This is a genomic window from Pantoea agglomerans (assembly GCF_021397715.1).
GTDB classification, from domain to species: domain Bacteria; phylum Pseudomonadota; class Gammaproteobacteria; order Enterobacterales; family Enterobacteriaceae; genus Pantoea; species Pantoea astica.
Window position 1 is genome coordinate 1,364,392 of sequence record NZ_CP090207.1, and the last position, 23,251, is coordinate 1,387,642.

The 23,251-nt window shown below is 60.5% G+C and carries 3 protein-coding genes; 1 reads left to right on the forward strand and 2 read right to left on the reverse strand.

Annotated elements, in window-relative coordinates; genetic code table 11:
- Position 1: 1 nt before the first annotated feature.
- Positions 2-2,662, reverse strand: coding sequence for a phosphotransferase RcsD (gene rcsD / locus LZU96_RS06565; protein WP_233988144.1), 2,661 nt, complete (start codon positions 2,660-2,662; stop codon positions 2-4).
- Between the two features lie 22 nt (positions 2,663-2,684).
- Positions 2,685-3,839: an MFS transporter gene (locus LZU96_RS06570; RefSeq protein WP_233987550.1), complete on the reverse strand. Its 1,155-nt coding sequence runs from the start codon at positions 3,837-3,839 to the stop codon at positions 2,685-2,687.
- Between the two features lie 742 nt (positions 3,840-4,581).
- Between LZU96_RS06570 and LZU96_RS06575 the strand changes: the two genes are divergently transcribed.
- Positions 4,582-22,902: an Ig-like domain-containing protein gene (locus LZU96_RS06575; protein ID WP_233987551.1), complete on the forward strand. Its 18,321-nt coding sequence runs from the start codon at positions 4,582-4,584 to the stop codon at positions 22,900-22,902.
- Positions 22,903-23,251 lie beyond the last annotated feature (349 nt).

The following is a 23,251-nucleotide window of genomic DNA, read 5'->3' on the forward strand; positions in this document are numbered from 1 at the left end:
CTTATTGGTTACCTTGCTGCAGCAGTTGATTGACGTAAGCGTCAATATCACTGGTGGTATTTTTAATGTTTGAATCGTCACACGCTTTAATGTGGTGTTCTAACTCTTCACAAAGCTGTTTGCCGGGAGTCAGATTGAGCATGGCAAACACGCCCTTGAGGCGATGCGCTGTCTGAGCAAGCGAGGCGTAGTCCTTTTCCGCCGACTCAGTATACAGTCTCTTTACATCAACCGGTACTGTCTCCGTAAACAGCTGGAAATAGCCGCCGCTCATCAATGGCGTGGCCGCTTCTTCTTCAGCATCATCTTCCATCACATCGTGTGACAGTTGCTTCTCAATCAGCGCCAGCAATGCATCGAGCAGCGCATTACTGAGATTGAAATTAACCCGATACTGCTGGTCATTCAGCGCATGATGACCGGGTTCATCACCGGCCAGCAGCAGTGACCAGCCGCTCAGTTTGGTCGGATCATCGGTGATCAACACATCATGATCCTGCCCGGAAATACGCTCGTCTGGCGTCAGACAACGCGCACCCCAGTTTTCCAGATGGCGGCAGACGATCTTGTGTACGTCTTCCACGGCAATCTCCACCAGCGCGGTGACGCCATCGAGAATTTTTTCCTCTTCCTCTTCGGTTTTCTGTTCCAGCACCAGCGGCAGCTGCATGTTGTAGCGGGTGCCGATATCGGCTTTCGCCACGATATCCAGACTGCCGCCCATCTGCTTGCACAGCTGTTTGCACAGGAAGAAGGCCATACCTGACGCCTGACCATAACGATCCTGGCGGGTATCGCCAAGGAACGGGAAGTCGACATTCGCCAGCTCATCCACCGTCAGGCCGGCACCGGTATCGACCAGCTCAATCATCAAGCGGTCGGCCTGTTTATCCGCTGCTTTGACTTCCAGCGTGATTTTGCCCCAGCGCGTGGTAGTCAGCGAGTAGTGCATCAGAGTAATCAGAACCTTACGCAGCGCCCGGCGATCGCCAAAGCGCATTTCATCATTCGGCAGATGATTGTTCACCACCAGCGCCAGCCCTTTACGCCGCATCAGCGGCAGGCTTTCCAGCGCGATTTCATCCAGCAGCTCCTGCAGACTGAATACCGTCGCGTCCGGTGACCAGTCGTGCGCCTCCAGCCGGTTAAGCAGCACGATATCGTCGACCAGGCGCGCCAGACCCTGACTCTCATCCAGCACGTCCAGCACGGTTTCATCGCTGTCACGCTGACTCAGCTGGACCAGCTGCGAGACAATTTTTTCCAGCGGCTGATTCAGAGCATGACCGAGGTTATGCAGCAGCTGCTGTCGCATCTGATGGTTACGATCCAGTACCTGCTGCGCCTTTTGCAGCTTCTTATTCACCAGCAGTTCACGATCCTGGTCGCGCATCATAAACAGCTGAGTATGAGGCGACAGCACGCTGCGGGCGTGACGAATCTCATACACTTCATTATTGATGGTGGCCTGCAGCACGCCCTGATGCTGGTCGGACATATTAATGATCTTCTGCAGATTAAGATGTGGCAGAAGATGTTCCGCGATCTTATTACTTAGCAGAGTGCGGTTACTGGCGAAGTCATACACCAGCAGGCCGACCGGCAGGCTGGCAACAATCTCTTCATTTAATACCCGCAGCGAGTCCAGTTCCGCGCTCTGGTTCTCACTGGGCCGCAGTGACTGCTGGCGCAACAGCACCATGCCACCCAGCGACAGCAGGAAAAGCAGCAGATTGATCAACAGTGGCCACAGCAGATTATGCAGCGTATCAATAATCAGCCGGCTAATCGGCACCCGATAGACCAGCTGCAGCGAGGTACTCGGCAGCGTGGCGGCAATTTCGACATTGGGATTCACCAGCGAAATCTGGGTATTTTCTGACTCCTGCTGATCGCTGGCAGTGGCAGCAGGCAACGTCGTGTCCTGGCGCAGCTGGAAGTTCTCCAGCGGCATGTTTTGCGGGATCAGATCGTTGACCGGCAGATCAAAGGCCACCACGGTTGCCAGATGGCCTGGCTGGTTAAAGGTGGTGCGCAGGGTAAAGTAGTGATCGTTCTGAAAGGCGAGATGACGCAGCGCCGAGAAACTTTCGCGCTCATCCAGCGCATTGGCCTGCTGCAACATTTCCGCACGGCGGCCATCCACCATCGAGCTGATGGCGCTCTCTTTGTAGCGGGTTGCCATATCTTTCAGCGGCAGGGTAGAGATCATAATCAGGCTGTTATCCTGACCGTTGAGAAAGTACATCGACCAGGTCGGATTTTCCGCGCCCCATAGCGTGTCGAGATAATTGGACATCCGCATGGTCATGTCGAGCGTGCTGCTGTCATGCGAACCAAAAATCAACGCTTCGGTTTTGCGTCGGGTTTTTTCCAGATAATAGACGTCAGGACGCAGCCGCGTCTCCTGCAGATTGGCGCTGGGCGCGGCGCCCGCTGCGCTGGTAGAGAGGTTTTCATAAATCTGCCAGGTGGCAAAACGGTAGGCATCGATGCGTTTTTGTACGTCGCGCGCCAGATCGGTCATGGCGTAACGTTTGCTGGTCAGCCAGGCGTTGACCGAGTTATGCACCATAAAGCCCAGCGCCAGCAGCAGCACCAGATTAAAAACGACAAAGAAGCGGGTGACATTGCCGGATGTCAGGGGAAACTTGTAAGGCAACATAGCGTGTCTGATACCTGAATTATCGCGCAACTTTTCGCGCACTGGCGGCCACAGCTAACAGCAATAGCGCAATCAATAAAAACGCGCCGCTGAGGCTGATCCATTGTGAAATGAATCCGATTAAAGCCGGACCTGAGAGAATACCCGCATATCCCAGCGTTGTCATGGCAGAAATCGCCAGGTTCGCCGGCATATCCCGTTGATTCCCGGCGGCATTGAATAACATCGGCACGGTGTTCGACAAACCGAACCCGACCAGCAGAAAAGCCAGCAGGGCCACTTCCGGCCACGGCAGCCAGACGGCCAGGCTCATGCCGGCAGCAGCCGTCAGCGCGCCGGTCAGCATCACCGGATAACGGCCAAAACGGTGAATCACTTTATCGCCGCTGAAGCGGCCCAGCGTCATTGCCAGCGAAAACAGCGCGTAGCCCAGACCGGCATAAGTCGGCGACATGGCCGGATTCTGCAACAGCAGCAGCGCGCCCCAGTCCAGAACCGCGCCCTCTGCCAGAAACAGGATAAAGCAGAGCAGGCCGAGAAAGGCGACCCAGCCACGGGGGATCACCAGCCAGGGCTGATCGGGCTGGTGTAAGCGCTCATTCAGCAAGCCGGGCAGGCGCCACACTAACAGCAGCAGCATCACGGCCATGATCACCAGAATGGCGGTCAGCGGGGTGAAGCTCAGGCTCAACAGCAGGCTGACGGCACCGGCACCCAGAATGCCGCCGAGGCTGAAGAAACCGTGGAAGCCAGACATCATCGGTTTGCCTGCGGCTTTCTCGACCTGTACCGCCTGGTAATTCATCGCCACATCCAGCATCCCCAGACCGGCACCAAAAAAGGTCAACGCTGCAGCCATCACCAGATGGGAATCCGCCGTGGCCAGCAGCGGCATCATCGCCAGTACCAGCAATGCTGAAAGGGCCATCACCCGACGACAGCCAAACCGCGCCACCAGTGTGCCGGTTACCGGCATCGCGGCCAGCGAACCCAGGCCCAGACAGAGCAGCAGCGCGCCCAGTGATGCGCCGCTGAGCTGCAGACGATCGCGGGCAAACGGCACCAGCGGTGCCCAGGCCGACATGCCTAAGCCATTGATCAAAAAGATGGTGCGCGTGCCCCAGTTCAGGCGGCTCTGATGTTTGTTTTGCGGTGCAGCGTCCAGTGCAGTCATAGCTCAGATTCGTCAGTGGCAAAGCGAAAAAGTGTAGCATCGCGGCCATGAAAACCGGCATCCGCCGCACCAATTATTATCAGTGGAGTGGATGCAGCAGATGCGTAACAAAACCGCGAGTTTACCGACTTTTAGCCTGACGCGGATTTTTTCCAGAACTTTCCTGGCTAAGTTCGCAACGCAGAATGTGACTTAAGCCAAATTTGATCGCTGTTTTTCAACCAGTTGACCTAAAAACCCGCCTTAAGGGCCAGCGATAATTGTTGGCTGAATCGCTTAATTGAGAAATTCTTTTCGGCTGCTCTAAAGCGCTGGCAAAGGTTAATTTTTAACCTTTTCGCATCCTTTTTGGAAACTTCCTGCAACAAATTGACATGTAAAACAACGATGAAGCAAATTTTATGAATGCATTACTTCAAATATTGCTTATGAAAGGAATGTTAAAACATAACGAAATCTGCACATTGAAATTGATTTATGCCTCAGTTACGTTAAAGATTAAGCAGGCGAGACCGCTGCGTTTTGCGTATAACGATGATCAAATAATCCAATAAAAATATCGCCATGTATCGGTTTCATCCCGATGCGCGGCAACATCTGGCTTGACTGCCTTTACATACACCGGGCTAAGACGCTTTCTGTCTGACAGAAGGCGAAAGAATGTGTGGATACTACAAGCATAAAAATATTTTATGTTTTTAGATTCAGTATATTAGCTAATCTGGTGAAGTAGAGGTTACACATGGCAGAACTCACGCAAGGCCGGGTCGATATCATTTCGCGCGAAAACGGCACGCTCATCTCGCAGATAACCGGTGGTTCATCACAAACTATTAACCTCGCCGAACCCAGCGTGGTCCGCATTAGCGGCACGCGTGCAATGGTGACCCAGTACGAACGCCAGGGCGACGATCTGGTTCTGCATATGCGCGACGGCAGCACGGTGCGCTACCAGAAATTTTTCTTAGATGACGCCGAGGGCGAACACAGCGAACTGGTTTTTGATGATGGCGTTAACCCGCCGGAGCATGCGCTGTTCCCGCAGACCGCAGAAGGTGCGGACCTGGCTTCAACCTCAGTGACGCCGACCTATGAATCGCTCGACAGCGTGGAACCGCTGTTGCTGGCCGACAATACCAACTCATCAATGGGTGTGATCACCGCTGGCGGTCTCGGCGTGCTGGGCTTAGCGGGCCTCGCCATCGGTGCCGGCGGCGGTGGCGGCGGTGGTGGTGGCGATAACAACAATGGCACCGATCCTGGCACGCCCGTCGATCCGGGAACGCCCGGTGCGCCCGCCATTACGCTGAATACCTTTGCCGGCGACGACCTGCTGGATAATGCGGAAAAATCGACCGATCAGTTGCTGAGCGGCAGCACCAGCAACGTTGAAGCGGGTCAGATTGTGACCATCAGCCTCGGTGGGCAGACCTACAATGCCAGCGTCGCTGCGGATGGCAGCTGGAGCGTCACTATCCCGGCCAGTGCGCTGGCCGCGCTAGCCGCCGGTACTACCACCATTTCCGTCAGCGTAACCAATGCGGCGGGCACCAGCGCCAGCGGTACGTTGCCGATAAACGTTGCCGCGCCGGAAACCGATCCCGGTACGCCTGTCACTCCAGCCATCACTCTTAATCCGTTTGCCAGCGATAACCTGCTGGATAACAGCGAAAAAACCAGCGCGCAAACGCTGTCAGGCAGCACCAGCAACGTCGAAGCGGGTCAGCCGGTCAGCATCACGCTTGGCGGTCAGACCTATAACACCAGCGTCGGCGCTGATGGCAGCTGGAGCGTCACTATTCCAGCCGCGGCACTGGCCGCGCTGGCGGCGGGCGCGACCACCATTTCCGTCAGCGTCAGTAACGCCGCCGGGGCCAGCGCTTCCGCTACTCTGGGGATCACCGTTCAGCAGGCCGACAGCACCCCCAATGCACCTGTTCTGACTATCAATCCGTTTGCCGGTGACGACATTCTGAGCAGCAGCGAAAAAGCCTCCGACCAGACGCTGAGCGGCAGCACCAGCAATGTGCAGGCTGGCCAGCTCGTTACCATCACGCTGGGCAGCCAGAGTTTTAACGCCACGGTTGGCGCAGATGGCAGCTGGAGCGTCAGCCTCTCTCCTGCAACCCTTAACGCGCTGGCGCAGGGCACCCAGACGATTACCGCCACCGTCAGCAATCAGGCGGGCGCCGAGGCCAGCGAAAGCCGTCCGATTCAGGTCCAGGCACCGATTACCGAGCCCGGTGCGCCAGGTGTGGAGATCAATCCGTTTGCCGGTGATAACGTCCTCAGCAACGCAGAGAAAACAGTCGATCAAATCCTGAGCGGGACCACCACTAATATTGAAGCGGGTCAGGTGGTTACCGTCACGCTGGGCGGCCAGAGCTACAGCGGCAGCGTAGCTGCCGACGGTCGCTGGCAGATTACCGTTCCGGCAGATGCGCTGGTCGCGCTGGCGGCGGGCAGCACCACCATCACGGTCAATGTGGCGAATGCGGCAGGCACCGCCGCAACGGGCAGTCTGGCGATCGGCGTTGACGCGCCAGTTACTCAGCCTGGCGTTCCGGTTATCGCCATCAATCCGTTTGCGGGCGACGATATCCTCAGCAATGACGAAAAAAACAGCGATCAGACGCTGAGCGGCAGCACCGGCAACGTTGAAGCGGGACAGATCGTAACCATCACCCTTGGCGACCAGACCTACACCGCCGCCGTGGGTGCAGATGGTAGCTGGAGCGTGGCGCTACCGGCAGCGGCGCTGAATGCGCTGGCGTCAGGGACGCTGGCTATTTCGGTCGTCGTCACCAGCCTGGCCGGCGTCGAAGCCAGCGAAAACCGTGACATCAGCGTTGAAACCCCGGTTACGCCGGGCGTGCCCAGCGTGACGCTGGCAGATTTCGCCGGCGATAACCAGTTAAACAATATCGAAAAAACCAGCGACCAGACGCTGAGCGGCAGTACCAGCAATATTGAGGCCGGTCAGATCGTTACGGTGACGCTGGGCGGTCAGACTTACAGCACCAGCGTCGGCGCGGATGGCAACTGGAGCCTTACCGTGCCTGCCGCGGCACTGACGGCGCTGGCGGCGGGCGATACTACTATCACGGTGTCGGTCAGCAATGCGGCCGGTAGCACCGCCACTACCGCGCTGCCCATTACCGTTGAAGCGGCGGTCACCCCGACAGGCGAACCCACCGTGGCGATTGGTCAGTTTGCCGGCGATGACATTCTTAGCAACGATGAAAAAGGCACGGCCCAGACGCTAAGCGGCACCACCACCAATATTGAAGCGGGCGCGCAGGTCACCGTGACGCTGGGCGGACAGAACTACCTCGGTATCGTCGATAATACCGGCAACTGGCAGGTGACGATTCCGGCAGCGGCGCTGGGCAATTTACCCGCCGGTTCGAATGCCATCAGCGTGACGGTGAGTAATACCGCCGGCACCAGCGTCAGTGAAACGCGTGATATCGCGGTGGAGGCGTCAGGCACCGGGCCAGCCATCCCGACCCTGGCGATTAACGATTTCGCCGGTGATAACCAGCTCAGCAACGATGAAAAAAGCGTTGATCAGATCCTGAGCGGCACCACCACCAATATTGAAGCCGGGCAGCTGGTTAACGTGACTCTCGGCGGCCAGGTTTACAGCGCCAGCGTCGATGCCGATGGCGGCTGGAGCCTGACGGTGCCTTCCACGGCGCTGGCCGCGCTGGCGGCGGGCGATACCACTATCACGGTGTCGGTCAGCAATGCTGCCGGCACCACGATCAGCGACACTCTGCCGATCGGCGTCGCGGCACCGCTCACCCTGCCGGGCGAGCCGACCGTTACCCTCAATCAGTTTGCCGGTGATGATATTCTCAGCAACAGCGAGAAAACCGGCGCTCAGCTGCTAAGCGGCACCACCACCAATATTGAAGCCGGTCAGCCAGTCACGGTGACGCTGGGCGGTGCCACCTTCAACACCACGGTGGCCGCAGACGGCAGCTGGAGCGTCACCATTCCGGCCCCAACGCTGGCGGCTTTAGCCGCAGGCAGCGTCACGCTGAGCGTGTCGGTTAGCGATCTGGCTGGCACGACGGTAAGCGAAACGCGTGACATTGTGGTTGAGCCACCGGTGACGGCGCCCGGCACGCCGACCCTGACGCTGAATGCGTTTACTGACGATAACCTGTTGAGCAACGACGAGAAGCTGGACGCTCAGGCGGTTTCCGGCACCACCACCAATGTCGAAGCGGGCCAGATTGTGACCGTGACGCTGGGCGGCCAGTCATACAGTGGCACCGTCAGCGGCGACGGTAGCTGGAATATCAGCATTCCGGCTGATGCGCTTGGCGCACTGGCTACGGGGTCCACGACGCTGATCGTCACGGTCAGCAACGCGGCAGGCACCGCCGTGAGCGAAAGCCTGCCGATCACCGTCGAAGCCTCGCCGACCGCGCCTGACGTTCCCACGCTGACCATCGATCCGTTTGCGGTTGATGATGTGCTGAATAATGACGAGAAAGCGACCGATCAGATAGTGAGCGGCAGCACCACCAACGTCGAGGCAGGACAGACGGTGACGGTCTCGTTCGGCGATCAGAGTTTCAGCGCCACGGTAGCGGCGGACGGCAGCTGGAGTCTGACCATTCCGGCCAGCGCGCTGGCTGCACTGGCTGCCGGCAGCGCCACCGTAAGCGCTACCGTGAATAACCTGGCGGGCGTCGGGGCCAGTGAAAGCCGCGGCATCGTGGTCGAAGCCTCACCCGAGCCTGGCGCACCAGCGATTACGATCGATCCCTTTGCCGGTGACGATCTGCTGGACAACGGCGAGAAAGCTGTCGATCAGACGCTCTCCGGCACCACCCTTAACGTCGAAGCGGGGCAAACCGTCACCATCACGCTGGCAGGCGACAGTTACAGTGCGCAGGTTGGCGCGGATGGTCGCTGGAGCACTCAGATTCCGTCTGCGGCGCTAAGCGCACTGGCGGCAGGTACCACCACGCTTGCGGTGAGCGTCAGCAGCGCGGCAGGCATCGCCGCCAGCGACAGCCGTGAGATCAACATCGCGCCAGCCGCGGGCGAGCCGGGCGTACTGACCATCAGCGAGCCGTTAAGCGGCGATGGCTTCCTCAACCAGCAGGAGATCGGCAGCGATCTGCTGATCTCCGGTTCAGCCGTTGGTGTCGCCGCCGGGCAGGCCGTGCTGGTCGCCTTTAACGGCAGCACCTACAGCGGCGTGGTCACCAGCAACGGATTCTGGAGCGTCACCGTCCCGGCCAGCGATCTGGCCGGTATCGCCGATGGGGTCCAGTCGGTGTCGGTGACCGCCTTTGATGCGACTAACACGCTGCTGACCGATTCAGCACCGCTTAACGTGGTGGTGAGTAACCAGCCACAAATCAACCTGAACACCAGTGCGCTCAGTGATGGCATTCTCAACCGCGCCGAGGCCAGCAGCGATCAGCTGATCGGCGGCACGACCGGCAAAGCGGTAGCGGGTCAGCAGGTCGAGCTGGAACTCAATGGCAAAACCTACATCGCCACGGTGAACGCCGACGGCAGCTGGAGCCTGGCACTGCCGGCCAGCGATCTCGCTTTGCTGCCGCAGGGCGCCAACAGCCTGAACATCGCCGTTATCGATGAGGCGGGTAACCGCGTTGAGGAGACCCTGAATTTCAGCGTTGATACGCTGTTGCCAAATCTGATTGTGGCGGCGGTGGCTGGCGGTGACGGCATTCTCAACAGCAGCGAAGTCGCGGCCGGGCTGCCGGTCAGCGGCACCGGCGCTGCGCCGGGCGAAGTGGTGTCGGTGGTGCTGAATAACCAGAGTTACAGCGCCACGGTGGATGATGCTGGCAACTGGACCGTCACCGTACCGTCCGGCGCGCTGCAGGCGCTGGCGGATGGCAGTAGTTACACCTTAGGCGTCACCCTGACCGATGCCAGCGGCAACAGCATCACCCAGACCCAGCCGCTGGCGGTCAGTACCCAGTTGCCGGTCGCAACGGTCGCAGTCCCGGGTGGTGACGGCGTGCTCAGCAACGGTGACCTGACACAACCGTTGCTGATTGGCGGTACCGGTACGGCAGGTGATACCGTCTCGGTGCTGCTGAACGACAAAACCTACACCGCCACGGTGGAGGAGAATGGTAACTGGTCCGCTTCGGTGCCGGTTTCCGATCTCGCTGCGCTCACTAATCAGACCTATCCGGTAACGGTTACCGTCACCGATGCCGCCGGTAACAGCAGCGAGCAATCTACTGATCTGCGGGTCGCGACCGCGCTGCCCGCATTGACCCTGAACGATCTGACGGATGATGGTGTGATCAACATTGCCGATGCGCAGCAGCCGCTGATCGTCAGCGGTACCGGCGATCAGGGCGATCAGATTCTCGTCTCCCTTAACGGACAGACTTACAGCGCGGTAGTCACCCAGGATGGCAACTGGAGCGTTAACATTCCGGCTGCCGATCTGGCGCAGGTGCCGGATGGTGCGCAGACGGTTACGGTAGTCGCCACCGACAGCGATGGCAACGTCAGCCAGACGGCGGATGCCGTGACCTTCGCCAACACGCCACCGCTGCTGGATCTCTCCACACCCGGCAGCGATGGTTATATCAATATTGCTGAGCACAGCCAGGATCTGACCCTCGACGGACGTGGCGGCAGTGCTGGCGATACGGTATCGGTCGACTTTAACGGCGCGGTCTACACCACGACGGTCGATACCAGCGGCAACTGGAGCGTCACGGTGCCGGCGGCGGTAATCGGCCAGCTGGCTGACGCTATCTATCCGGTTAATGTGACCCTTACGGATGCGTACGGCAACAGCAGCAGCGTACTGTCTGACGTTACCGTGCTGGCGTCAACGCAGCCAGCGCTGACCATCAATCCGGTCACCGCTGACAATCAGGTCGATAGCGCGGAACAGCTCAGTGACATTCTGGTCACCGGCAGCGTGACCAGCGTTCCGGCCGGTACGCCGGTGCTGCTGACCCTCAACGGTCAGTCTTATGATGGCGAAGTATTGGCAAATGGCGACTGGAGCGTCTCGCTGCCGGCGGGATCGCTGGGCGCGGCCGGTGAAAAAACCTTTACGGTGGCAATTTCGGACATTGCCGGTAACCCGGCGCAGCCTGCCCAAGGGCAGTTCACCGTTATTACCACTGACGCGCCGCTGTTGTCGATTGCGCCAGTGAGTGAAGATAATGCACTTAACGCGATTGAAGCGCTGAGCGATCTGACGGTCAGCGGCAGCTCCAGCAACCTGCCTGTCGGCAGCGTGGTCAGCGTGAAGCTGGTGGCGGGCGGCACCGTCTACAGCGCCACCACCGATGAAACGGGCGCCTGGACGGTCACCGTCCCGGCGGGGGATCTGGCTAACCTGCCGCAAGGCAGCACCACGGTGACCGTGACGTCAGATGAGGTCACCAGCAGCCAGACGCTGCTGGTGGCGACCACGCCGCTGGCTGCTCCGGCAATCGATACGCCGTTTACCGACAGCGTGCTTAACAGTGCTGAAGCCAGCACAACACAGACGCTGACCGGGACCACGACGCCAGGCCAGGCGGTTAACGTTACCGTCGGCGGCAATACCTATCCGGCAACGGTAGCAGCGAATGGTGACTGGAGCCTGATCCTGCCGCCATCGACCCTGCAAAATCTTGCCCAGGGCAGTAATCCGATCACCGTTACTACCGTCGATCTGGCTGGCAACAGCACCAGCACCACGGTGCCGCTGACGGTCGATACCGGCACTCCGACGCTGGTGGTCAACCCGATTGCCAGTGATGGCATCATTAATGGCGCGGAGGCTGACGCCGATCTGACGATCAGCGGCATCGTTGCGCCCGGCAGCAGTGTCAGCCTGGCGCTGAATGATGTTCCCTGTCAGGCGATTGTCGCTGACGACGGACGCTGGACGGTCACCGTGCCACGCGCCGATTTGCAGGCGCTGAACGATGGCCGCTACGACCTTAACGTCACGGTCACCAGCGTCGGTGGTAACAGCAACAGCAGCGTCCTGCCGGTGACCGTTGATACAACCGCACCGGATTTCAGCCTTAATCCGCCAGCGGGTGACGGCGTGCTCAACGGCGCGGAACAGGCGGCCGGCTTCAGCTTTAGCGGAACCGGCAGTGAAGGTGATCGGGTCAGCCTGACGCTGAACGGCGTCACGTATACCGGCACAGTCAATATCGACGGTAACTGGTCGCTGGCCCTGCCGCCAGCCGCACTGGCGGGTCTGAATAACGGCAGCAGCTATCCGGTGGTGGTCACCGTCAGTGACGCCGCAGGCAACAGCAGCAGCCAGAGCACGACCCTGAGCGTGGCGACTGCCGCGCCGCCGCTGAGCGTCGAGCCGGTCAGCGGCGATAACGCCCTGAGCGTTGGTGATCTGACGCAGCCACTGGTGATCAGCGGCACCGGTCAGAATGGCGATCAGATTACGGTCGGACTGAACGATACGGTCTACAGCACCACCGTTGGCGTCAATGGCGAGTGGACGTTACAGATTTCCCCTGACGATCTGGCCGCGCTGCCGTCGGGCAGTAATACACTCACCGTCACCGCAACCGACGCCAATGGCAACCAGACCAGCCAGGTCATCGATCTGAACGTGGTGAATGCGCCGGAACTCCAGCCGACGCTGACCATTGACAGTGACACCTTTGCCGGTGATGGCGTGGTGAGCGCTGCCGAACAGCTGCAACCGCTGACCCTGCGCGGCACTTCCACCAACGTGGAAGCAGGACAGCAGGTTAGCGTCTCCCTCAATGGCACCGACTACCGTGGTGTAGTGGATGCCAGCGGCAGCTGGAGCATTGTGCTGCCGGCCGGTGCGCTGGCCGGTCTGAGCGAAGGCAGTCAGACCCTGACCGTCAGCGTGATCAATGCGGTGGGTAATACCGCCAGCAGCCCGCTTAACTTCAGCGTCGATACTACCCAGCCCTCTGTCGCTCTGGCACCGATCAGCGGCGATAACTACCTCAACGCCAGTGAACTGACTGGCGATGTGGCGGTAAGCGGTAGCACCAGCGGTCTGCCGCAAGGCAGCATCGTCGGGGTAACAGCAAATGGCACCACCGTCACCACCACCGTGGCGGCAGACGGAAGCTGGAGCCTGACTTTACCGGCAGGCACCTTTACCACGGCACCGGACGGTCCGCTGACCGTCACCACCACCGTGACTGATGCTGGCGGTACGCCACTGGCGACCACCGGCTCGGTCATTACCGTCATCGCCACCACACTGCCCGTCGCCACCGCAGGCGACGCCTTTGGTGACAATATTCTCAACGGTGCGGAAGCGACGACCAGCGGCATCATCACCGGCAACACCGGCGTCAGCGGCGACGGCCAGACGGTCAGCGTGACGCTGGGTGACGTCAGCTACAGCGGGTCGGTCGATGAGGCCGGTAACTGGCAGGTCACTATCCCTTCTGCAGCGCTGTCAGCTCTGCCACAGGGTGAAACCGCCTACACCGTTGTGGTCAGCGATGTGGCCGGCAACAGCAGTCAGGCAGTGGGTAGCGTGGTGGTTGATACGCTGCCACCGTCGCTCAGCCTGAATACGCCGTCGGACGGCATCATCAATGCCGCAGAGAGCCAGCAGCCGCTGGCACTGAGCGGCAGCAGTGAAGCTAACGCCCTGATTGTCGCCAGCTTTAACGGCATCAGCCTCAGCACCACGGCGAACGCCGATGGCAACTGGACGCTGGCGCTGCCCGCCACCATTTACAGCGGCCTGGTCAACGGCAGCTATCCGCTGACCGTGACCGCCAGCGATGCGGCAGGCAACAGCACCACAACCAGCACCAGTCTGGCGCTGAAAGTCGAACCGGCCAGCCTGCCAACCCTGACGCTGGATGCGTTTGCCGGCAATAATGTGGTAGATGGCGCGGAGCGGCAGACCGATCAACGCCTGTCGGGTACCACCACCAATGTTGAACCGGAGCAACTGGTCACCGTCACCCTTGACGGCAACGTCTACAGCGCGGCGGTGCAGGCGAGTGGTGCCTGGAGCCTGACCGTGCCAGCCGGTGCACTGAGTGCGCTGGCTGACGGTAGCGCCAGCCTCACGGTGGCAGTCAGCGACGTGGCGGGTAACACCGCCAGCAATACGCTGACTTTCGACGTCAACAGCAACGCTTCCGGCCTCGCGATTAATGCGCTGAGTGATGATAACTATCTGAATGCCCAGGAGCTGGGTGAGTCGCTGATCGTGACCGGCACCTCGGTCAATGTGCCGTTGAATGGCACGATCACGCTATTGCTTAACGATGTCAGCTACACCGCGCAGGTCTCGGCGAACGGCAACTGGAGCCTGATCGTACCGGCCAATGCGCTGGCCGGTCTGGCGGATGGCGCATACACCCTGACGGTCACCGCGACCGACAGCGGTGGCGCGACGCTCAGCAGCAGCTCGACGCTCACCGTACTGGCGACCAGTCTGCCCGATCCGACGATCACCAGCGCGTTTGGCGATGGCACGCTCAACAGCAGCGACATCACCCTCGCTCAGACCCTGAACGGCACCACCGGGGCGACCGGTGACGGCCAGACCGTCAGCCTGGTGCTGAATGGCAGCACCTATACCGCCACCGCTGACAGCAACGGCAACTGGTCAATTTCGGTACCCGCCGCCGCGCTGGCCGATCTGCCGGAAGAGAATATCAGCTACAGCGTGACGGTACGTGATGCGGCAGGCAATACCGCCTCCACCGACGGCACTGTGCGGGTGGATCTGACGCCGCCAGCCTTAATTCTGAATGCGGTGGCGGATGACGACATCGTCAATATCGCCGAAAGCAACGCACCGGTTATCCTGAGCGGCAGCAGTGATGCCGGCGAAGGCCAGCTGGTCACCCTGACGCTCAATAATCAGATCTGGACCACCACGGTAACGGCAAATGGCGACTGGAGCCTGACGCTACCGGCTGGCGCGCTGGCAGGGATTCCGGCCGGCCTCTATATTCTCACTGCCACTGTCAGTGATGCGGCGGGCAACCCGGTAACCGAAACGCGCGAGATCAATGTGGCAACCGGTTCGCTGTCGGTCAGCATAGAAACGCCGTTTGGTGATGGCTATCTGAGCCGCAACGAGGCTGACTCCAGCCAGACCCTCAGTGGCACCACCGGTTTGATCGGCGAAGGTCAGACGGTGATTGTCACGCTGGGCGACACCGATTATCCCGCCACGGTCGATGGGCAGGGCAACTGGACGGTGACGCTGACAGCGGCAGAGTTGCAGGGGCTGAGCGAAGGTATCGCCACGCTGATGGTGAACGTCAGCGATGCGGCCGGTAACAGCGGCTCGCTGACCAGCAGCGTCACGGTGGATTTCACGCTACCGGCGCTGAGCGTTAACGCCATCGGCGGCGACAACATCATTAACTCGCTGGAGGTGCTGCAGGATGTTGCGATTAGCGGCACCGCCTCTGTGGCCGATGCGGGTCAGGTTGTCACCGTCAGTTTCCAGGATGTGGATTATCAGACGCAGGTGCTGTCAGACGGCAGCTGGCAGCTGACACTGCCAGCCAGCGTGCTGCAGGGGCTGACGGATGGCAGCTATCTGGTTGGGGTATCGCTTACCGATGCGGCAGGCAATTCGATCAGCACCAGCCAGACGCTGACCCGTGATGCCGACGGTGCAACGCTGCCAACCCTGACTATCGGGCCGATCAGCGTCGATAATTACCTCAATCAGGCGGAAGCGGCAAACGATCTCATTATCAGCGGCACCAGCACTAATCTGGCTGAAGGTCAGGTGGTCACGGTTACGCTGAACAACACCGACTACAGCGGTACGGTCGTCGCCGGTGGCGGCTGGACGGTGACCGTTCCGGCGGCGGATGTGGGGAATCTGCCGGATGGTGAGCAGCTACTGGTGGTGGTTTCTGCTGATGTTGCCGGTAACCCTGCCAGCAGCAGCAGTAATCTGGTGGTGGTCGCCAGCGATCAGGCCCAGCCGACGCTCAGCGTCAATGTGGTCGCGGGTGATGATGTGATCAACGCCACCGAAGCTGCGGGCGAGGTGGCGGTCAGCGGCACCAGCACCCAGCTGGTCAGCGGCACGCTGGTCACGGTGACCTTCAATCAGGTCGATTACACCACCACGCTTGATGCGAATGGCAACTGGACCGTCAACATTCCTTCGACCGCCTTCGATAACCTGGCCTCGGGCAGCAGTCAGACCGTGACGGTGACAGCCAGTGACGTGGCGGGCAATCCGGCCAGCGCAACCCAGCAGATCAGCCTGGATACCACGCAGCCGATTCTGACTGACATCCTGGTCAGCGCCGGTGATAGCCTCAATCAGGTCGAGTCTCTGCAGGATCTGACCATTACCGGCAACACCGATATCGGCCTGCCGGTGGCCGTAACGCTGAACAACGTGACCTATACCGCTACCGCAAACGGCGACGGCGTCTGGACAATCACGGTGCCGGCCGGGGATTTACAGCAGCTCACTGACGGCCCTAATCCAATCAGCATCTCGGTCACGGATGCTGCCGGTAACATCACCACCGACACCACCACATCACTGAATGTGGCATTCAATACGCTGCCGACCATCACCCTGAACACGCCTTTCGGTGATGGTCTGGTCAGCGCCGATGATGCCGCCGGTGCGCTAACGCTCACCGGTAACAGCACCAGCGTGCCGGCGGATAGTCAGGTGACGATTACCATCGGCACTCAGTCCTTTACCACCACCGTCGATGCCAGCGGCAACTGGACGCTGAACCTGGAGGCGGGTGCGCTGACCGCCTTACCAGACGGCCAGACTCAGGTTGTGGTCTCCACCAGCGATGCGGCCGGTAACCCGGCGCAGGCGACGGCAGGCGTCGAAATTCTGCTGACGCCGCCAGTGGCGCCGACGTTTGCCACCACGCTGTTCGGCGATAACGTGATCAACAGCAGTGAAGCGGCAATGGTTCAGCTGATTACCGGCACGACCGCAGTGGGCGACGGCCAGACGGTCAGCGTCACGGTCGGTGATGACAGGATTCCGTTATCGGTGACGGTTGATGAGAACGGCAACTGGACCGCCAGTCTGACGCCAGAATACATCGCGATTCTTGGCGACGGGCAGCACATCCTTACCGTGACCACCACTGACCGCGCGGGTAACAGCATTGACGCGACGAAGTCTTTTGTCTCGGCGATTACGCCGATTGCCGCGCCAACGCTGGATACGCCGTTTACGGATGGCCGTATCAATGCGGACGAAGCGGCTGCCGGTGGAACGCTGACCGGCGCGCTCAACATCACCAATCCGGCCTCCGTGGCGGTCACGGTCAATGGTACGGTCTATTCCGCCGTCCTTGATGCAGATAACGGCCGCTGGACGCTGGATCTGCCACCGGCCCTGTTGCAGTCGCTGCCGGACGGTAACTGGCCAGTCACCGTAACGGTCACCGATGTCAACGGTAACAGCGCCAGCACCGGCGGTAATGTGCTGGTGGCGGTTAACACGCTGCCTGACGTTACCCTTAATCTGCCGTTTGGCGACGGTGCGCTTAGTGCGGCTGAAGCTGGCAGCGAGCAGTTGCTGAGCGGAACAACCGGCATCACCGGTGCCGGGCAGACGGTGAACGTAGTGATCGCCGGTTTTAATGGCGATCAGCCGCTGGTGGCGACGGTACAGACCGATGGCAGCTGGTCGCTGACGCTGACGCCAGCGCAGTTAGCGACCTTCACCAGCGGCAGCCACACCATTACGGTCACCGCCAGCGACATTGCCGGTAACACCGACAGCACGGCGCTGAACGTGGTGACCGAGGTCACGGTGCCTGCACCGACCTTTAACGACGGCGCACTGGGTACGGATAGCGTGCTGAACATCAGTGAAGCGGCGGCAGGCATAACGCTGACCGGCACCACCGGCAGCGTCGGGGACAATCAGGCGGTGAGCATCACGGTCGATCTCAATGGGGCACGCTACACCGGAACGGTAGACGGTGCGGGAAACTGGGCGGTCACTATTCCGGGCAACGCCCTGAACTCACTGAGCGACGGTGCGCATACCCTGACGGTCAGCGTGGTCGATGCGGCGGGCAACACCGGTACGGCAGAGCTGCCGTTCAGCGCCGATCTCACGGCACCGCTGCCGACGCTGGTGCCGGAGAGCAGCATTAACGCCGCCGATGTCGCCAGTGGCGTGACGTTGACCGGCACCACCGGTGAGGCGGGTGAGAACCAGAGCGTGCAGGTGACAATCGGCAACAACGTCTACTCCGCCGTGGTGACCGCCGATGGCGGCTGGACGCTGCCGCTGGAGAGTGCACAGCTGTCGCTGTTAACCGATGGCAGCTATCCGGTCACCGTGACGGCAACCGATGCAGCCGGTAACAGCAGCAGCATCAACAGTTCGCTGGTGATCGATACTACGCCACCGACGCTGACTGTGGGTGCCTTTGCCGGCAATGACATCCTCAACTATAGCGAGAGCATCCAGCCGCAACTGCTGAGTGGTGTCGCGAACGGGGCTGAACCGGGCAGCGTGCTCAGCGTCGCGCTGGGTGCCACCACACTCGGTACGGCGGTGGTCGGGGCAAACGGCAACTGGAGCCTGACTCTGACGCCGGAACAGATGGCCTCCTTCACGCAGCCGACCACCACGCTGGCAGTCAGCGTCAGCGATCTGGCGGGCAACAGCATCAGTCAGAATGTGACCTTCGCGGTTGATCTCACACCACCGGCAGGACCGCTGGTGGCGCTGGGAACGATCTCTGGCGATAACATTATCAGTACCGCTGACCAGGCGGGCGGGGTGGTGATCAGCGGCACCTCGACTAACCTGGGCGCGGGCGGCGTGGTCTCGGTGGTGATCAATGGCGAAACTTATGGCACTACCCTGAATGGTGATGGCAGCTGGGCGACCGTCGCCTTGCCGGTCACGGCGTTTGGCACGGGCGGTAGCGCAACCATTATCGTCAATGCCACCGACGGCACGACGCCGGTGACGACCCAGGGCAGCGTACAGATCGATCTGACGCCGCCAACGCTGACGCTTAACGACTTTACCGGCGACAACCGGATCAATGCCGCTGAAAGTGCTACCAGTCAGGTGATCAGCGGCACCGCCGATACCGCTGAAGTCGGGCGGACGGTGGTGGTCACCTTTAATAACAAAACCTATAACGCGATTGTGCAGAGTAATGGCAACTGGTCCACCACGGTACCGGCCAGCGATATGCAGGCCCTGCCGGATGGCGCATCCACCCTGATTACCGCCCAGCTGGCGGATGCCGCCGGTAACGTCACCACCGTCAGTGAGACGGTAACGGTTGACACCACGGCACCGCTGATCCTGATTGATGCCTTCCTCGGCGATAACCTGATCAATGCCGCAGATCTGGTGGTTAATCAGGTGCTGACCGGCAGCGTGCAGGGCGCAGAAGGCCAGACCATTGGCCTCTACCTGGGTGACGGCGCGCCAATTGCCACGGCGGTGGTGGGCGCCGATGGCTTCTGGACCCTTAATGTCGATCCGCAGGTGTTGTCGAGCCTGAATGATGGCGCGCTGGTGTTTGGCGTGCGGGTCAATGACGTCAGCGGTAACCAGACCGATGCTACCCTGACGGTGAATAAAGTGGTCAACAGCGCGCTGACGCTGGTGGTCGACTCGGTATTTGGCGATGGAACGCTGAGCGCCATTGATACCACGGTGGCGCAGACCATTACCGGGGTCGCGACCTCGGCGGGAGTCGGCGCGACGGTCTCGGTCGTACTGGGCGGAACGACGCTGTCAGCCGCAGTGGGTCAGGATGGCAAGTGGGCGATTGTAGTACCGCCTTCCGTGCTGGGGCTGCTCAGCGACGGCGAGCTGGCGCTGAACATCACGCTGACCGATGCCGCCGGGAACGTCCGTACCGTACCGGAAACCGTCACGGCGATTGTCGATGCCGTGCCGGTGGTCGGCGACCTTACCGGCCTGTTTGGCGGCGATAACCTGCTCAACATCGTTGAAGCCGGTGCCGGTCAGCTGATCGGTGGCGTGATTGAAAATGCCGCCGTCGGTTCGCAGGTCACCGTCACCTTCGGCAGCCGCAGCTACACCACCACGGTGCAGGCGGGCGGTAACTGGAGCGTTAACCTGCCGGGCAGCGATCTCAGTTCACTGCTGAATGGCAACCTGACACTGGGCGTCAGCGTCACCGATCCGGCGGGTAACGTGGCTTCCAACAGCGTATCTATCGGCATCTTTACCCAGACGCCATCCATCAGCCTGACCTCGCTGTTTGGTGATGGCGTGCTGAACCTGGCAGATATTGCCACCGGCCAGGTGATCAGTGGAGTGGTGAACAATGTTGCGCAGGGATCGGTGGTGACGCTGACTGTCGGCAACAGTCAGCTCACTGCCACCGTGGGCGCTGGCGGCACCTTCAGCGCCACGGTGACGCCGGATATTTTAGGCACGCTGGCGCAGGGTAACCTGACGGTCGGCGCTTCGGTCACCGATGCGGCGGGCAATACCGCCAGCACCAGTGCCGGTATCCGGATCGATACTCTGCTGCCCACCATCACCGTTAATCCGCTGTTTGGTGACGGTCTGCTCAACGTAGCGGATGCGCTGGTGACGCAGGTGATCGGCGGTGCGGTTGGCGGGGCGGAAGCGGGATCGCGTGTCGTGGTCTCTGTGGGATCGCAGCAGTTCGTGACCGCCACCGATGCGAATGGCAACTTCAACGTTTCGCTGACGCCAGCCCTGTTGCAGGGCATTGCCGATGGCAATCTCACCGTCGGGGTCAGCGTGACGGACAGCGCGGGCAACACCAGCACTGCCACCGCGGGCGCGCTGGTGGGCATTCATAACCTGCCTAAGGTAACGCTCAATCCGCTGTTTGGGGATGGGGTGCTGAACCTGGCGGAGTCGCTGGTGACCCAGACCATCAGCGGCACCGTATCGGGTGTGGCGGCAGGCAGCAGCGTCCGGCTGGCGATTGGCAACACCACCGCCACCGCGCTGGTGAACGCCGACGGCAGCTTCTCGACCACGGTGACGCCAGCGGTGCTCTCCACGCTGCTGAGCGGCAACTTCACGGTGAGCGCCTCGGTCACCGATCCGGTAGGCAACACCAGCAGCAGCAGCGCTGGCGTATCGCTGGGATTGATTCAGCCGACGCTGTCGGTGAATACGGTGTTCGGTGACGGCGTACTGAGCGCAGCGGATCTGGTCTCGAACCAGACCATCAGCGGCAGCTCCAGCCTGTCGGCCGGATCAACCGTCAGCGCCACGCTGAACGGTCTGACCTATACCACCAAAGTGGTGAGCGGCGGCAGCTGGAGTATCAGCGTGCCGAAAGCCGATCTGGCTGCTATCACCGACGGCAGCAAAACCGTCACCGTCAGCGGTACCGATATCTATGGCAATGTGGTGAACAGCAGCGGGGCGCTGAGCGTGATTGCGCATACCGCGCCTACCGTCGCCATCACCTCCCTGTTTGGTGACAATGCACTGAGCGCCATCGATGTGAAAACCGCGCAAACCATCAGCGGCAGCGCCACCAATGCGGAAGGATCGGTGGTGCGCGTGGTGCTGGGCGGCCAGACTTACAGCACCACGGTGAGCAGCAACGGCAACTGGAGCCTCTCTGTCCCGGCAGCAAATCTCGCTGCCATTAGCGATGGCCTTCAGACCGTCACCGCCAGCGTCACCAACGGCGCGGGCCTTAGCGGCAGCGGTTCGGCCTCGCTGGGTGTGGTCAGCCACACCACGCCAACGGTCAGCCTGAGCAGCTACTTTGGCGGCGATGGTTATCTGAATATCGCGGAAGCCGATGCGCCGAAAACCATCAGTGGCACCAGCACCAATGCCGTCGGCGGCACGGTGACGGTGAACGTGGCGGGTAATGTCCTCACCACCACCATTGGTGCCAACGGGGCATGGAGTATCAGCGTGCCGTCAGCGACGCTGAAAGCTATCCCGGACGGCAGTCATCCACTCACCGTCACGGTCGCCGACATTGGCGGCAACACCGTCACCAGCAACAGCAGCTTCACCGCGCTGTCGCACAATACGCCGCTGGTGGGAGCCGATCCGGTACTCAGTGTCGTGACCTCGTTACTGACCGGACTGACGGTACAGGGCGGATCGCTGAACGCGGCGCAGGGGTCGAAAGTCAGCGTCACGCTGTTGCTCAGCAACGGCGGCAACGGACCGACGATCAATACCACGACCGATGCGCTGGGACGTTACTCGGCTAACTTCGCGCCATCATTGTTGTCGGTTGGCGGGCTGCTGCTGTCGCTGGGTACGCTGGCGAAAGTCACCATCACTGACGTGGCAGGCAACAGCTATTCGACCACCAATACCTTGCTGTTAGGGTCATTGTTGCCGATTACCACTGCCGCCAGCGAGTCGGTGGCGCTGTTCTCGGTGGCCGATGACAGTGCCACGGTAGCCAGTGTCAGTGGAGAAACGCAGCACGCCAGCAGCAGTGAGGAGAGTTCCCCTCACGCTGCCGTGGTGTCCACACTGACCACGGAGGCGGATATCGTCACGCCGGTCAGCAGCAGTGACAGCGCCAACGCTACGGAGACCGCCGTCGCCGCCGCCGCGCCGGCAGAGGAGGCCAGCTACACCATTGGTGGCGTGGTAATCACCCTGGCCGATGGCAGCACGCTGGAGGGCGCGTCAGTGACCGGCAGCAGCGGGGCCGATACCGTGACGGTCAGTGACCTCAACTTTACTCACATTGATGGTGGCGCAGGCACCGATACGCTGGTGCTGAACGGCGAGCATCTGAACCTGGATCTCACCACGCTCGGCCTGAAAGTGGAGCACATTGAAGTGCTGGACCTGGGGAAAACCGGCACTAACGCGGTGAAACTCGATCTCAATGAGGCACTCAGCATTACCGATAAACAGAGTGATGATTTGATGATCAAGGGAGCTGATGGCAGCCAGGTGACGCTGGCGAACAGTAACGGCGGCGTCTGGGCCGTGACCGGTGAGCGCTCGGTTGAGGGGCAAACCTTTGAGGTTTACCACAACTCGGCGCTGACCAGCGATAACACCCTCGGCGACGTGCTGGTGCAGCATAACCTGCAGGTGCATATCGTCTAGCTCCGCTAAAAGGTCAGCAATGCTGATGAAATCAGCGGGTGTGTGAGCACCCGCTGATTTTTTTATTTACCGCCCGTGATAATTTCATTTTCCAGATTTTCGCCACTATTCATTATTAATATGAAAGATTAGGGTAGGGGCAGAAAACGGCGCCACGCCGCCGGTTGCACTGAATCTGACGTCATAATTTCTTTCGCTGCTTTTTTAGCAGCCTATTCATTAATCCTTGTTACCTGCGGGTAACCGATTCCGGCCAGCGGAAACGGGCGGCCTGCGCTCGCCCGACATAACTGCGTCAACCAGAAAGATCAGTTTATCTGATGGTTTTCGCCCGCGTTCCTGTTCTGAA